Annotated in this window: 15 protein-coding genes; 3 read left to right on the top strand and 12 right to left on the bottom strand. The window is 67.5% G+C overall.

The genetic code is table 11. The annotated features are described in order from the left end of the window. Positions 1-182: 182 nt before the first annotated feature. Complete coding sequence (ilvC, locus tag ACTIF2_RS08650; RefSeq protein WP_439496650.1) at positions 183-1,202, bottom strand: ketol-acid reductoisomerase; 1,020 nt, start codon at positions 1,200-1,202, stop codon at positions 183-185. Between the two features lie 31 nt (positions 1,203-1,233). Then, entirely contained in the window at positions 1,234-1,881 is a 648-nt protein-coding gene (locus ACTIF2_RS08645; RefSeq protein ID WP_439496649.1) for a TetR/AcrR family transcriptional regulator C-terminal domain-containing protein, read from the bottom strand. A gap of 144 nt (positions 1,882-2,025) precedes the next feature. Here ACTIF2_RS08645 and ACTIF2_RS08640 point away from each other — a divergent pair, with 144 nt between their 5' ends. Further along, a complete protein-coding gene (locus tag ACTIF2_RS08640) occupies positions 2,026-2,571 on the top strand; it encodes a DUF924 family protein (protein WP_439496648.1) in 546 nt (181 codons plus the stop codon). A 36-nt stretch (positions 2,572-2,607) separates the two neighbouring features. Here ACTIF2_RS08640 and ACTIF2_RS08635 read toward each other — a convergent pair whose 3' ends face one another. The 8 genes from ACTIF2_RS08635 to ACTIF2_RS08600 all read right to left on the bottom strand — a co-directional run bounded on the left by ACTIF2_RS08635 (position 2,608) and on the right by ACTIF2_RS08600 (position 9,699). After that, a complete protein-coding gene (locus ACTIF2_RS08635) occupies positions 2,608-3,333 on the bottom strand; it encodes a haloacid dehalogenase type II (RefSeq protein ID WP_439496647.1) in 726 nt (241 codons plus the stop codon). A gap of 109 nt (positions 3,334-3,442) precedes the next feature. Continuing rightward, complete coding sequence (locus ACTIF2_RS08630) at positions 3,443-4,189, bottom strand: helix-turn-helix domain-containing protein (protein ID WP_439496646.1); 747 nt, start codon at positions 4,187-4,189, stop codon at positions 3,443-3,445. Positions 4,190-4,294: 105 nt separating this feature from the next. Continuing rightward, a complete protein-coding gene (locus ACTIF2_RS08625; protein ID WP_439496645.1) occupies positions 4,295-4,513 on the bottom strand; it encodes a hypothetical protein in 219 nt (72 codons plus the stop codon). Then, a complete protein-coding gene (locus ACTIF2_RS08620) occupies positions 4,510-5,784 on the bottom strand; it encodes an FAD-dependent oxidoreductase (protein WP_439496644.1) in 1,275 nt (424 codons plus the stop codon). Before ACTIF2_RS08620 ends, ACTIF2_RS08625 begins: the two co-directional genes overlap by 4 nt. 13 nt (positions 5,785-5,797) lie before the next feature. After that, the gene (gene ilvN / locus ACTIF2_RS08615; RefSeq protein WP_439496643.1) at positions 5,798-6,340 is read right to left on the bottom strand and encodes an acetolactate synthase small subunit; all 543 of its coding nucleotides are present in this window, start codon (positions 6,338-6,340) and stop codon (positions 5,798-5,800) included. Positions 6,341-6,376: 36 nt separating this feature from the next. Continuing rightward, entirely contained in the window at positions 6,377-7,066 is a 690-nt protein-coding gene (locus ACTIF2_RS08610; RefSeq protein ID WP_439496642.1) for a glutathione S-transferase family protein, read from the bottom strand. Continuing rightward, entirely contained in the window at positions 7,063-7,770 is a 708-nt protein-coding gene (locus ACTIF2_RS08605; RefSeq protein ID WP_439496641.1) for an aspartate/glutamate racemase family protein, read from the bottom strand. Before ACTIF2_RS08605 ends, ACTIF2_RS08610 begins: the two co-directional genes overlap by 4 nt. A gap of 168 nt (positions 7,771-7,938) precedes the next feature. Beyond that, positions 7,939-9,699 carry an acetolactate synthase 3 large subunit gene (locus tag ACTIF2_RS08600; protein WP_439496640.1) on the bottom strand — a complete coding sequence of 587 codons (1,761 nt, stop codon included), beginning with the start codon at positions 9,697-9,699 and terminating at the stop codon, positions 7,939-7,941. 333 nt (positions 9,700-10,032) lie between these two features. Here ACTIF2_RS08600 and ACTIF2_RS08595 point away from each other — a divergent pair, with 333 nt between their 5' ends. Continuing rightward, the gene (locus ACTIF2_RS08595; protein ID WP_439496639.1) at positions 10,033-11,493 is read left to right on the top strand and encodes a GGDEF domain-containing protein; all 1,461 of its coding nucleotides are present in this window, start codon (positions 10,033-10,035) and stop codon (positions 11,491-11,493) included. On the opposite strand, the gene miaA is transcribed toward ACTIF2_RS08595, so the two are convergent. Beyond that, entirely contained in the window at positions 11,494-12,459 is a 966-nt protein-coding gene (gene miaA / locus ACTIF2_RS08590) for a tRNA (adenosine(37)-N6)-dimethylallyltransferase MiaA (RefSeq protein WP_439496638.1), read from the bottom strand. Between miaA and serB the strand changes: the two genes are divergently transcribed. Next, positions 12,430-13,317, top strand: coding sequence for a phosphoserine phosphatase SerB (gene serB, locus ACTIF2_RS08585; RefSeq protein ID WP_439496637.1), 888 nt, complete (start codon positions 12,430-12,432; stop codon positions 13,315-13,317). The genes miaA and serB overlap by 30 nt on opposite strands. Here the strand turns inward: serB and ACTIF2_RS08580 are convergent. Then, complete coding sequence (locus ACTIF2_RS08580) at positions 13,314-13,655, bottom strand: DHCW motif cupin fold protein (RefSeq protein ID WP_439496636.1); 342 nt, start codon at positions 13,653-13,655, stop codon at positions 13,314-13,316. The two genes, serB and ACTIF2_RS08580, sit on opposite strands and share 4 nt — an antisense overlap. Positions 13,656-13,694: the final 39 nt, after the last annotated feature.

The following is a 13,694-nucleotide window of genomic DNA, read 5'->3' as shown; positions in this document are numbered from 1 at the left end:
AGCTCCCGATTTCGTCGCTGATCATCAACGCGCCGGGAGCGCACGCAGTTCCCTATCGGCAAAGGCGAGCTGGGCCAAACGCAGAAACGGGCGCCTTGCGGCGCCCGTTTCATCAATCATTTCAACGTCTAATCCGGGAAACCTGAATCAGGACCGGATCGACTTGAATCAGGATGGGAAGCTCAGTTCTTGGTCTTGTCGACCAGGGCCTTGGCCTTGATCCAGGGCATCATGTCGCGCAGCTTGGCGCCGACTTCCTCGATCGGATGCGCGGCCATGCGGGCGCGGGTCGCCTTGAACGAGGTCTGGTTGACCTTGTTCTCGAGCATCCAGTCGCGGGTGAACTTGCCCGACTGGATGTCGGTCAGCACGCGCTTCATCTCGGCCTTGGTCTCAGGCGTGATGATGCGCGGGCCGGTGACGTATTCGCCGAACTCGGCCGTGTTCGAGATCGAGTAGTTCATGTTGGCGATGCCACCCTCGTAGATCAGGTCGACGATCAGCTTCACTTCGTGCAGGCACTCGAAATAGGCCATCTCGGGCGCGTAGCCGGCCTCGGTCAGGGTCTCGTAGCCGGCCTTGATCAGCTCGACCAGGCCGCCGCAGAGCACGACCTGCTCGCCGAACAGGTCGGTCTCGCACTCTTCCTTGAAGGTCGTCTCGATGATGCCGGCGCGGCCGCCGCCATTGGCCGAGGCATAGGACAGGCCGAGGTCATGGGCGTTGCCGGTCGCATCCTGATGGATCGCGATCAGGGTCGGCACGCCGCCGCCGCGCTCATATTCGGAACGGACGGTGTGGCCGGGGCCCTTCGGGGCGACCATCAGCACGTCCAGGTCCTTGCGGGCCTCGATCAGGTTGAAATGCACGTTGAGGCCGTGCGCGAAGAGCAGCGCCGCCCCTTCCTTCATGTTGCCGTGCAGCTCGTCGCGATAGATGTCGGCCTGGAGCTCGTCCGGCGTCAGCATCATCATCACGTCGGCCCATTTGGCGGCCTCGCTCGGCGTCATCACCTTGAAGCCGGCGGCCTCGGCCTTCTTGCGGGTGGCCGAGCCGGCCTTGAGCGCGATCGCAACCTCCTTGACGCCGGAATCGCGCAGGTTGAGCGCGTGCGCATGGCCCTGGCTGCCATAGCCGACGATGCAGACCTTCTTGCCCTTGATCAGATTGATGTCCGCGTCGCGGTCGTAATAAACGCGCATTGCAATGTCCTTCCTTGGATGGCTGGTTTCTTCAAGCTTTCGGTGCGGCGGCAAGCCGCCCGTGAAGGGCGAGGAACTGGTCTGTGGCGCGGGCGGCGTCGCGCTCGATCTCGGCCGCGCTGAGCTTGAGCGCGTCGCCGAGCAGCAGGCGGATCTGCACGTCGCGGCCGACGAGCCCGAAGAATGTCCGGAACGCCGTCTCGGTGTCGTCGAAGGCGAGCAGCCCGGCCTCGCGGCCGGCATCGAGCACCGGCTTCAGCCGCTCGCCGATGGCGACGCGCCCATTCGCCAGCACGATGACGCCGAGCGTGCCGTCCTTCGAGCCGGACTGGCTGATCGCGATGCGGTTGAGCGCGATCGAAGTCTCGCTCGATATCACGCTGAGCCAGTTCGCGGCGAAACGGGCGAGGCTTTCGCGCAGGGTCAGGGCGTCGAGCTTCTGGCGGTCGAAATTGCCGGCGCGGACTTTTGAGGCCTGCCATTGCACGGTCGCCGTCAGCAGCCCGTCGCGGTCGCCGAACCACTTGTAGAGCGTCTCCTTCGAGCAGCTCGCGCGCCGGGCGACCGCCGTCATCGTCAGCTGCTCGCCCCTCTCGACCATCAGGCCGAGCACGGCATCGAGCACCGCCTGCTGTCGGGCGGTCGGTCCGTCGCTGATTGGGTCGGAGGTGGCGGCCAAGGGTCAGTACCGTACGTTACGGTTCGGTCTCTACAGCAAGGATTTTCCCGGCGCAAGTAGGTCCATGGCAGTTGCGCCCGCGGCCGCGCCGGGTTCCGTTTCGGCTCGCGATGCGCCAGTCTGCGGGCAACATGGAGAGACAGCATGAGCCTGCCTGACGCCGCCGAGATTCTCGCCTTCTGGCGGGAAGCCGGCCCGGACAAATGGTTCGCCAAGGACGACGCCTTCGATGCCGAGATCCGCAGGCGCTTCCTCGAGGCCCAGCAGGCCGCCGCCGCAGGCAGGCTCGGTGCTTGGGAGGACACGCCGGAGGGCGTCTACGCCCTCCTCATCCTCCTCGATCAGTTCCCGCGAAACCTCTATCGCGGCACGCCCGAGGCCTTCGCCAGCGACGCGCTGGCCGTGGCGGTCGCCCAGCGCGCCCTGGCGCGCGGTTTCGACGAGCAGTTCGACAATCCGGAGCGGCGCTTCTTCTATATGCCCTTCATGCATTCCGAGGAACTGGCCGATCAGGAGCGCTGCATCGAGCTCAGCCGCGCGTCTGGCGACGAGGACAGCACCAGATACGCGATCATCCACCGCGACATCATTCGCGATTTCGGCCGATTCCCGCATCGTAACGAGGTGCTCGGCCGCGACACCACGCAGGAAGAGCGCGCCTTCCTCGACGCCGGCGGCTTCAAGGGCTGAAGCCGCCTGACAACGCGGCGGCGAGGCCTTGCCCGGTCAGCCCCCGACGGCCTCGCGATGCGCCTTGGCCAGCTCGGCCATGCTCTTGAAATGGAAGTCCACCTTCGGCCGGTTCGCGGGCACCTGCGTCGCGCCGCTGCCCGCCATGCCGAAGCGGCGGTCGATCCAGCAGCGCGCCAGCCCTGCCCGCTCCGCCGGCACATGGTCGTGGAAGAGGCTCTGCGCGGTGTGCAGCACCTCGCCCGCCGCGAGGCCGAGATCGGCGTCGAGATGCTCGAGCAGATGGGCGAAATTGCGCGGATCGGGCTTGTAGGACCCGACATCCTCGGCGGTGTAGATGGCGTCGAAGCTGACGCCGAGCTTGCGATTGCTGGCCGCGAAGCTCTGGCGGTCGACATTGGAGAGGATCACCAGCTTGTAGTGCCGCTTGAGATAGGCGAGCGCTTCAGCGGAGTCCGGGAAGGCCGGCCAGTCCGGCACCGAGGCGCCGAAGCGCTCGTTCAGGTCGGCATGGATATCGACGCCGAGATCCTTGGCAAAGCGCGCATGGACGGCGGCGAGCAGCGTGGGATAGCGCAGCGAGGGCGCCGCGTCTTCCAGCTCGCTCTCATAGCCGCTGAAGCGGGCGAGCGCCTCCTCCCGGCCGAGATCGAGCCGGCCGGCGCTGAGGAGCGGCTGCAGCGCGTTCCAGATGCCTGTCTCCCAGTCGATCAGCGTGCCGTAGCAGTCGAATGTCAGAACCTTGAAATCGGTGAGTTTCATCGGAGCAGTCCCTGTGCGGCGGATCGCGAGCATCGAACTTAGCGCATGCCCGCGAGGCCGTGATGAGCCGAAACTCCGAATGATTTGACCGAAGCTGCGCTGTCGCGGCTCAGCCTCGCGCCCGGCTCCGGTTCGCGGCGCGAAACTCGGACGGCGTCAGCCCGAAGCGCCGCTTGAACTGCCGGTTGAAGGACGAGGCATTCTGATAGCCCAGTCCGTAGGCGATCTCGGAGACCGGCAGCGACGTCGAGACCAGTCTCTCGACCGCCTCGTCGAACAGCCGGCCGAGCTGCAGCTGCTTCGGCGACTGGCCGGTGGTCGCCCGGAACAGCGCATAGAACCGGCTCTGGCCGAGACCGGCCATCCTGGCCATCTCCACGACACTGTTCGCCTGCGCATCGCCGGCGACATCGAGGACACGGGAAGCGGACCGCGACCAGGGCTGCGGCGGCGTTGCCGGCTCGACGAGGTCGAGCCCGGTCAGCATCATCCGGGCCGCGTCGCTCGCCCGGCATGCGCCGGCCTCGACCTCGGCGCCGAGCTGGCGGAACATCCGCCACAGCCAGGGCTCGATCCGTGTCAGCGATGGCAGGGGATCGCGCAGCAGCGCTGGAGCCGCCTCGGCGGCGAACGCCGTCGCCTCGACATCGAGGATGAGCATGCTGCAATCGTGGCTCGGCTCGAAATCATGCTCGTGATCGCGCGGGATTATGGCGACGCAATTGCTCGAAACGACGTTGATACGCCCCTCGACGTCGAGCCGCATGGCCCCGTGCATCGGCAGCAGGATCTGGCTGTAGTCGTGGCGGTGGCGATCGCCGCCGCGATAGCTGCGGATTTCGAGATGGATCGACATAACCTGCTCACGCGCCAAGGATCATGCGAACAGCATTTGCCGCCAATGATCGCGGGCGATCAAGGGCCGATCGCCACCAGCTGAAGCGCGGGAGGTTCGCACGTCTCAGCCGCCGCCGGCCTGCTGGCTGGCGATGCGCTGCAGGAAGATCGCTGCGACCGTCAGCACGAATCCTGCCCACCAGAGCGGCGAGCGCAGGCTCTTGCCGCTGCCGAGCGCCTCGGGCGCCGCCTTGCCGCTGAGCCGCTGCATGATCGGCCAGGCGAAGCAGGCAAAGCCCAGGATGCCGAGGCCGAGCGCGATCTGGTTCAAGCCGATCGTCATCCGCGCGTCCCCTCGCCGGCGAAGGCCAGGCGGCCGATTGCAGCATCCATGCAGGGCTCCTTCAGGTCGAGTTTTCGCAGCGGGTCCCCGACCAGCCCCGAGACCAGCGAGGCGAGCAGGTGGCCGCTGCCGGGCAGGCGCGCGAGCGGCGGGACCAGATGATCGCGGATCAGCGGCAGGAGCAAGCTGTCGGACTGATAGAATGGCGTGAACATCCGGCTTGCCGCCTGATAGAGCCGGACATGCCAGCGGCGCAAACCGGCATAGTGGCGCAGCGCCCGGTCGAGATCGGCCTCAGCCACCAGCGCCCGCGTGAGCGCCAGGGCATCCAGCAGCGCCATATTGGCCCCCTGCCCCAGTTGCGGGCTGGTCGAATGGGCCGCGTCACCGATGAAGGCCAGCCGGTCGCCATAGGGAAGCGGCAGGGTCTGGTGGCGATAGCTGGCGAGCGTGAACTGGTCCGGATCGACGATCCTGGCCAGCAGCGGCGCGATCGCCGGCCAGTAGCGCTCGGCCTCCGCTTTCCAGGAGGCCAGGCCAGCGCTGCGCCAGCCCGCATGGGCCTCGGGCTTGAGGCTCCAGAAGACCGAGGCCAGCGGGCCCGGCTCCGCCCCATGGCGGCCGATCGGCAGGACGCCGACCATCATGCTGGCCCGATGATAGCGCTGCTCCAGCGCATGGGGGTCGAAGCCGTCATCGCCGAGCGGGACATTGGCCCAGAGCGCGCCATAGGATAGCGGCCGCCGCACCATCGGGCGGGCGGCGCGGCCGAGCAAGGGCGAGCGCGTTCCGGAGGCGTCGATGGCAAGGTCGAACGGCCCGACCCGGCGCCCGGCGGCCGTGACGAAGGCCGGGCGGCCATCGGCGCCGGCCTCGATATCGGCGATCTCGATCCCGGTCTCGATCGCGATCGGGCGCGCCTTCACTGCCGCGAACAGGACGTCGAACAGGGCAGCGCGATGGATGCCGATGCCGAAGGAGCCGTTGTTCAGCGCGCCGTAGCGCACGTCCAGCACCACCGAGCCGGAGATCGCATTCAATCCGAACAGCCGGTCGATCCGGCTGCCGGCCGCCACCAGCGGCGCGGCGAGCCCGAGCTCGTGCAGCACGGCGAGCCCACTCGGCTGCAGGATCAGCCCCGAGCCGAGCGGCTGCGGATCCTTGAAGCGCTCGATCAGCGTGACCTGGTGGCCGGCGCGCTCCAGCAGCAGCGCCGCGGCGAGCCCGGCGGGCCCGCATCCGGCAACGGCGATCTCACGGCGTCGCGTCATCTCGGGCGATGGGCTACATCGCCTCGGGTCCGCGGCCCATCGCCGCGATGCCGGTGCGCGACACCTCGGTCAGGCCGACCACGGTCATCAGCTTGATGAAGCGCTCGATCTCGTCGGTCGAGCCGGTCAGCTCAAAGACGAAGGAGGTCAGCGAGGCATCGAGCGTGCGCGCGCCGAAGGCCGAGGCCAGCCGCATCGCCTCGACGCGATGGTCGCCCTTGCCCACGACCTTCACCAAGGCGAGCTCGCGTTCGAGCGCCTCGCCCTGCAGCGTCAGGTCGACGACGCGATGCACCGGCACCAGCCGGTCGAGATGCGCCTTGATCTGCTCGATGACATTGGCCGTGCCCGAGGTCACGACCGTGATGCGCGAGATGTGCTTGTCATGCTCCGTCTCGGAGACGGTGAGGCTCTCGATATTGTAGCCACGGCCCGAGAACAGCCCGGCAATGCGGGCGAGAACCCCTGGTTCGTTGTCGACGATCACCGCCAGGGTGTGGCGGGCGGCGGGCTGGGTCTTGGGGGCGTTCGGATAATGCGTGGCAGAGGTCGGCATCGGGAACCTGCGGAAGCTGAAATCGGGGAGGTTGAACTAGACTTGACGGAGATTGGCTACAGCGGGCTCGTCGACCTCGTCCTGGGCGACGATCCAGGGCTCGGCAAGTGCCGCCGCGAGCCATTCGCGATAGGACGGGTGGTCGAGGATCGCGCGCATATAGGCTGCGCTGACCGGGTCGACCGGGATGGCATAGGTGTCGAGCCGCGCGACCACCGGCGCGAACATGGCGTCGGCCGCCGAGAAGGCGCCGTAGAGGAACGGCCCCTCGCCATCCACTGCGAAGCGTGAGCGCGCGTCGCGCCACAGCGCCGTGATCCGCGCCACGTCCTTCGCCACTCCCGCCCCGCGATCCCGTTCGGCGAAACGCTTGCCGAGATTCATCGGGCAGGCATTGCGAAGCGCCTGGAAGCCGGCATGCATCTCGCTCGACGCGGCGCGGGCATGGGCGCGAGCCGCCCGGTCCTTCGGCCAGATGCCGAGCTCCGGATGCCGGTCATGAAGGTATTCCATGATCGCCAGCGTTTCCCAGACCGCGATCTCGCCGTCGACCAGGGTCGGCCCGGTGCCGCCGCTGCCGGGCGCTGCGGCGAAGATCGTCTCCTTGAAGCCCGGCTCGTCGAGCAGGACGAGCTTCTCCTCGAAGGGAATGCCCTTGGCGCGCAGCAGCAGCCAGGCCCGCAGCGACCAGGACGAGTAGCATTTATTGCCGATGAGCAGTTTCATGCCGCCTGGCTCTCCGCTTCGAGGCCGAAATCGAGCGCCGCCTCGACATGGAGCGCGGTGGTGTCGAAAACCGGAACCGCAAAATCCGCCTGCGAGACCAGCAGCGTGATCTCGGTGCAGCCGAGGATGACGCCGTCGGCACCGCGTTTCAGGGCGTCCGCGACGATCTCGAGATAGCGCGCCTTCGACGCAGGCTCGACCCTGCCCTGGCACAGCTCCTCATAGATGATGCGGTGGACGTCGTTGCGCTCGGCGACGTCCGGGACAACGGCCTCGACGCCGAAGGCAGCCAACCGGTCGCGGTAGAAATCCTGCTCCATGGTGAAGCGTGTCGCCAGCAGCAGCGGCCGGCGCGAGGCGCTCTTGCGGATCGCCTTCGCCGTCACATCGGCGAGATGCAGGAACGGCACGTTCGTCGCGGTCGTGATCTTGTCGGCGAGCTTGTGCATCGTATTGGTGCACAGCAGGATGCAGCCGACGCCGGCGCGCTCGAGCCGGCGCGCGCTCTCGGCCATGGCCGCGCCCGCCGACGCCCAGTTGCCGCTCGACTGCATCTCGGCGATCGGCGCGAAATCGAGCGAATGCAGCAAGAGATCGGCGGAATGCAGCCCGCCCTGGCGCTGGCGCACGCCCTCGTTCAGCAGCCGGTAATAGACCGCCGTCGATTCCCAGCTCATGCCGCCGATCAGTCCGATGGTCGTCATGTCATCCCCCAATGTCGCGTTGGCACCGTCATTCTCGGGCGAAGCCCTCTGGTCCGGCCTTTTGGCCGGCCCAGGGACAACTCAGCGCAGACCCGAGAAGCTCGAGCAGGATGAGGCGCCCCATCCGGCCGATCATGCTCGGCGCAAGCCCATGCATGATGATGCTTATCAAACCAGCTGCTTGCCCTTGGCGTCGATGATCTGGCCGGTATCGCCCTCGAAATCGGGCAGGATCATCTCGTTATGGGCTTTGCCCGACGGGATCATCGGGAAGCAGTTCTCCTCCTTCGCGACGAGGCAGTCGAAGATCACCGGCTTCGGCGTGTCGATCATTTCCATGATCGCGTCGTCGAGCTTGGCTGGATCGGAGCAGCGGATGCCGTGGCCGCCATAGGCTTCCGCCAGCTTGACGAAATCGGGCAGCGAGCTGGAGTAGCTCTCCGAATAGCGCCCGCCATGCAGCAATTCCTGCCACTGCCGGACCATGCCCATGTACTCGTTGTTGAGGATGAAGATCTTGACCGGCAGGCGGTGCTGCACCGCCGTCGACATCTCCTGCATGTTCATCAGGATCGAGGCCTCGCCGGCGATGTCGACGACCAGCGCCTTCGGATGCGCCATCTGCACGCCGATCGCCGCCGGCAGGCCGTAGCCCATCGTCCCGAGCCCGCCAGAGGTCATCCAGCGGTTCGGCTCCTCGAAATGGAAATACTGCGCCGCCCACATCTGGTGCTGGCCGACCTCGGTGGTGACGTAGACGTCCCGGCCCTTGGTCAGCTGGTAGAGCCGCTCGATCGCGTATTGCGGCTTGATCACGGAGCCGGACTGCTTGTAGCCGAGGCTGTTGCGCGCGCGCCAGCCGTCGATCTGCTCCCACCAACCCTTCAGCGCCTCCTTGTCGACCTGCGGGCTGGTCTCGCGCCAGATCCGGACCATGTCCTCCAGCACATGGGCGCAATCGCCGATGATGCCGATATCGATCTTGACGTTCTTGTTGATCGAGGACGGATCGATATCGACATGGATCTTCTTCGAGCGCGGCGAGAAGGCGTCGAGCCTGCCGGTGATGCGGTCGTCGAAGCGCGCGCCGATATTGATCATGACGTCGCAGTCATGCATCGCCAGGTTCGCCTCGTAGGTGCCGTGCATGCCCAGCATTCCGAGCCACTGCCTGTCGGCAGCCGGGAAGGCTCCCAAGCCCATCAGGGTCGAGGTCACGGGGTAGCCGGTCAGCCGCGCCAGCTCGCGCAGCAGCGCCGAGGCATGCGGGCCGGAATTGATGACGCCGCCGCCGGTATAGAAGACCGGCCGCTTCGCCCTGGCCATCAGTTCGACGGCGGCCCTGATCTTGTCGAGATCGCCCTTGACCGTCGGACGATAGGTCTTGTGCTGGTTGTCGCGCGGGCGGGTGTAGTCGCCCTTGGCGAACTGGATGTCCTTGGGGATGTCGACGACGACCGGCCCCGGCCGGCCATTGGCCGCGACATAGAAGGCCTCGTGCAGGATGCGCGGCAGGTCCGCGATGCTCTTCACCAGATAATTGTGCTTGGTGCAGGAGCGCGTGATGCCGACCGTGTCGCATTCCTGGAAGGCGTCGGAGCCGATCAGATGCGTCGGGACCTGGCCCGTGATGACGACGACCGGGATCGAGTCCAGCAGGGCGTCGGTCAGGCCGGTGACCGCGTTGGTCGCGCCGGGGCCCGAGGTGACGAGCACGCAGCCGACCTTGCCGGAGGAGCGGGCATAGCCCTCGGCCGAATGCACGGCGCCCTGCTCGTGGCGGACGAGGACATGCTTGACCTTGTCCTGGAGAAAGAGCGCGTCATAGATCGGCAGCACGGCGCCGCCGGGATAGCCGAACAGGTGTTCGACGCCCTGGTCCTGAAGCGCGCGGACGACCATCTCGGCGCCGGTCATCATCTCGCTCATGTCGCTCTCCTCGGAGGTCTTCGGGTCTTTGTCGGTGGAATTCGGGCAATAAAAAAGGCCCTCGATGGGGCCTGGGCGTGCGCTGGCGTCAGGGGACGCGCGGTTTTGAAAAACCGGCCCCTACCAGCGCACCCGTACGATAATAAGCTTGCGCATCGCGCTTCTCGCCCTTCTCGGTAACTGCGGCACGCTAGACGAGCGCCGGAACGTGGTCAAGCCGCAAACCGCACGCATTCCGAAGGGTTGCCGCGGTTGCCGAAAATCGCATGACCCAAGGGAACACTTTCTCAAGATCGGCTCTGCTAGCGTCCGCGCGCTCGAAGCAGGACCATCATGTATCAGGAAGTCCATACCCAAAACATCGCGGAGCGCGCCCATGCTCCCGAGGTCGCCGAACTGTTGCGGCGCTTCGGGCTCTGCGCGCTGGCCGAGGCCGGCGCGCCCTACGAGCCTCTGGTCCAGGACCTCATGGCGGATTTCGGCGAAGACCTGATGGTCCTCGCCCCGGCCGGCGACGGCGACTACGTCTATCGGCATTTCGGCCGCGAGATCATTCGTTACATCGGCGGCTCGCGGCTCGGCGAGCGCCTCTCGCAAATGCCGCCCCAGGTCGCCCGCTTCACGGCCGATTGCTATGACCGGGCGCTCGCCGACGGCAAGCCGGCCTATACCGTGCACCGTGCGCTCACCAGCGTCCGCGTCAGCCTGTGGGAGCGCCTGATCCTGCCGACCACCGCGGCCAATGGCGATCGCTTCGTGATCGTCTTCAGCCGCCCGCTGCAGTTCCGCGAGGAGCTGCTGGCCACGGTCCTCGACACCTCGCCCTGCGGGATCCTGGCGCTGCGCGCCGTGCGCGACGACGAGGGCAATATCGAACGCGCCATCATCATCACCGCGAACCGGCGCGCGGCCGTCATTGCGGGCCACGACGACGAGCGACTGCTCGACACCGATGCCCGCACGAGCCTGCCCTTCCTCGCCGACAACATGGTCTGGCGCCGCTGCCTCTACGCGATCGAGCTGCGCCGCAACGACATGTTCGAATCCTGCTTCACCGTGAACGGGCGGGAGATCTGGCTCCAGCTCGCGCTCGCCCCGCTCGGCGACGGGCTGGTCATCACCCTGACCGACGTCTCCGAGCTGATGATCGCGAACCTGACGCTGCAGAGCCGCGCGGCCACGCTGGCGCTCGAGATCGGCCGGGAGCGCGCGACCCGCCGCGCGCTCTCCGACGAGATCGGCCAGCGTGAGGAACGCGAACAGGAATTGCGGCGCCTGGCCGAGACCGACCCGCTGACGACGCTTCTCAACCGGCGCTCCTTCACCGAGAAGGCAAATGCCGAGATCCAGGCTTGCGAAGAGGACGGCGACGACGCCTCGCTGATCATCGTCGACATCGACCATTTCAAGAAGGTCAACGATAGCCACGGCCATCCGGCCGGCGACGCCGTGATCCGCGCCTTCGCCGATCTCCTGCTTGGCCTGGTCAGGCTGGACCGCGACCTCGTCGGCCGTTTCGGCGGCGAGGAGTTCGCCGTCTTCCTGCCGCGCACCGGCGCGACGGCGGCCATGCGCATCGCCCAGCGCATCAAGGACGCGCTGGCGCTGCGCGAGCTCCCGGCCTCCGAAACCCTGTCGCTGCGCGTCACCGCCAGCCTCGGCGTGGCGACGCGCGAGGGCGACGAAAGCTTCGCGGATTTCTTCGAGCGCGCCGACGGCGCCCTCTATCGCGCCAAGCACGAGGGCCGCGACTGCATCCGCTTCGCCGGCGTCGATATCGCCGTCGCGGCCTGATCAGGCCGCGTCCAGCTCTCGCATCGCAAGATCGAGCGCGTCCTCGGGCGCGGCCGCCTGCCAGCCGGCCATCTGGTGACGGAACCAGGTCACCTGGCGCTTCGCATAAGCGCGGGTATCGGCCTGGCCGCGCGCGATCGCCTCGTCCAGCGCGAGCTTGCCGTCGAGATAATCGATCAGGCCAGGCACGCCATGGGCGCGCATCACCGGCAGCAGCGGGTCGAGCCGGCGCGTCCGCAGCGCCGCGACCTCGTCGAGCGCGCCCTGCCCCATCATCTCCTCGAAGCGCCGGTCGATGCGGGCGCGCACCAGCTCCCGCTCGGGCGCCACGAAGAGCCGGAGCAGGGCTGCGTCCCCGAGCGGCCCGGGCCGCCGTGATCCCTGGAACGCCGCGAGCGAGCGCCCGGTCGCAAGGAAAACCTCGAGCGCCCGCATGACCCGCATGCGGTCGCTCGGCCTGAGCCGCTGCGCCATTGCCGGATCGAGACTCTCCAGCTCGGCATGGAGCTCCGCTGTGGCGACGCCCTCGGCGCGCGCGCGAAAAGCCGCGCGGACCGGTTCCGGAACCGGCGGAATCTCCGAAAAACCCTCGGTCAGGGCCTTGAAATAGAGGCCCGTGCCGCCGACCAGGACGGGCAGCGAGCCGCTCGCGTCGAGCTCGGCCAGCACCGCCTCGACATCGGCGACATAGCGCATCGCGGAATGGTTCACGGCGCCATCGACATGGCCGTAGAGCCGATGCGGAACCGAGGCCTCCTCCGCGGCGCTGGGGCGAGCGGTGATGATCCGCAGGTCGGCATAGACCTGCATCGAATCGGCATTGACGACGGTGCCGCCGCAGCGTCGCGCGATCTCGATCGCGAGCGCGGACTTGCCGCTCGCCGTCGGACCTGCGATGAGCACCGCCCTGCAAGCCAGCTTCACCCGGTTCCCCTCATGCTCGTCGCCACGCTCGTTTCCGCCCATGGTCAAGCCCTGCTGACGGACGGCCTGCTGGCGCAGCTGTCCGCCGCCGTGCCGGGTGCGGCCGACCGCGCCCGCCTCGACGGCGAGATCGCCGCCGACCTCTTCGCGGATGTCACCGACGCGCGCAAGCTCGAAGCCGATATCCGCGACGCGCTCGACGGCGCCGCCATCGATGTCATCGTCCAGCCGGTCGCGGCCCGCCGCAAGGCGCTGTTCCTCGCCGACATGGATTCGACGATGATCGGCCAGGAATGCATCGACGAGCTCGCCGCCTATGTCGGGCTCAAGGACAAGGTCTCCGGCATCACCGAGCGGGCGATGCGCGGCGAGGTCGCTTTCGAGCCTGCCTTGCGCGAGCGCGTCGCGCTGCTGAAGGGGATTTCCACCTCCGTCGTCGACGAGATCATTCGCGAGCGCATCACACTGACGCCGGGTGGAACCGCGCTGGTCCGCACCATGCGGGCGAATGGCGGCTACACCGCGCTGGTCTCCGGCGGCTTCACCGTCTTCACCGGCCCACTCGGCGCCACGATCGGCTTCGACGAGGACCGCTCCAACCGGCTCCTCGCCGCAGGCGGCGTCCTCACCGGCGAGGTCGCCGAGCCGATCCTCGGCAAGCAGGCCAAGCTCGACGCGCTGATCGAACTGCGGGCGCGCCTCGGTCTCGCCCCGGCCGCGACGCTGGCGATCGGGGACGGCGCCAATGATCTCGCCATGCTGGGCGAGGCCGGGCTCGGCGTCGCGTTCCGGGCGAAGCCCGCCGTCGCCGCAGCGGCCGACGCCCGCCTCGACCATGCCGACCTGACCGCCCTCCTCTACGCGCAGGGCTATCGCGGCGACGAGATCATCCGCGCCTAATCCACGATGAACAGCTTCGCGCCCTTGGGCGCCCTGGAGCGATGCGCCTCGGCCTGGTCGGCGACCTGGTAGCTCATCCCTGGCTTCAGCGTGAAGACGCGCCCGTCCTCCAGCGTGGTCTCGAGCTCCCCTTCGAGGCAGAGCAGGATGTGCCCTTTCGAGCACCAGTGATCCGAGACATAGCCCGCCGAATACTCGACCATCCTGACCCGGATGGCATTGTCGGAAGGGCCGACGAGCCGCGTGCGCCAGAGCGCCTCGCCTTCCTCGCCGGCATGGCGGTCAGGCTCCACGGAACCCCAGTCCACGGTCCCGAAGGGAATCTCACTCATCCGCATGGCCGCTCGCCTCCTTGATCGCGCGATCCCTGGCATGCT

It is taken from the genome of Allobosea sp., assembly GCF_051860145.1.
Taxonomy (GTDB): domain Bacteria; phylum Pseudomonadota; class Alphaproteobacteria; order Rhizobiales; family Beijerinckiaceae; genus Allobosea.
This window is presented reverse-complemented; position numbering and strand designations above follow the sequence as displayed.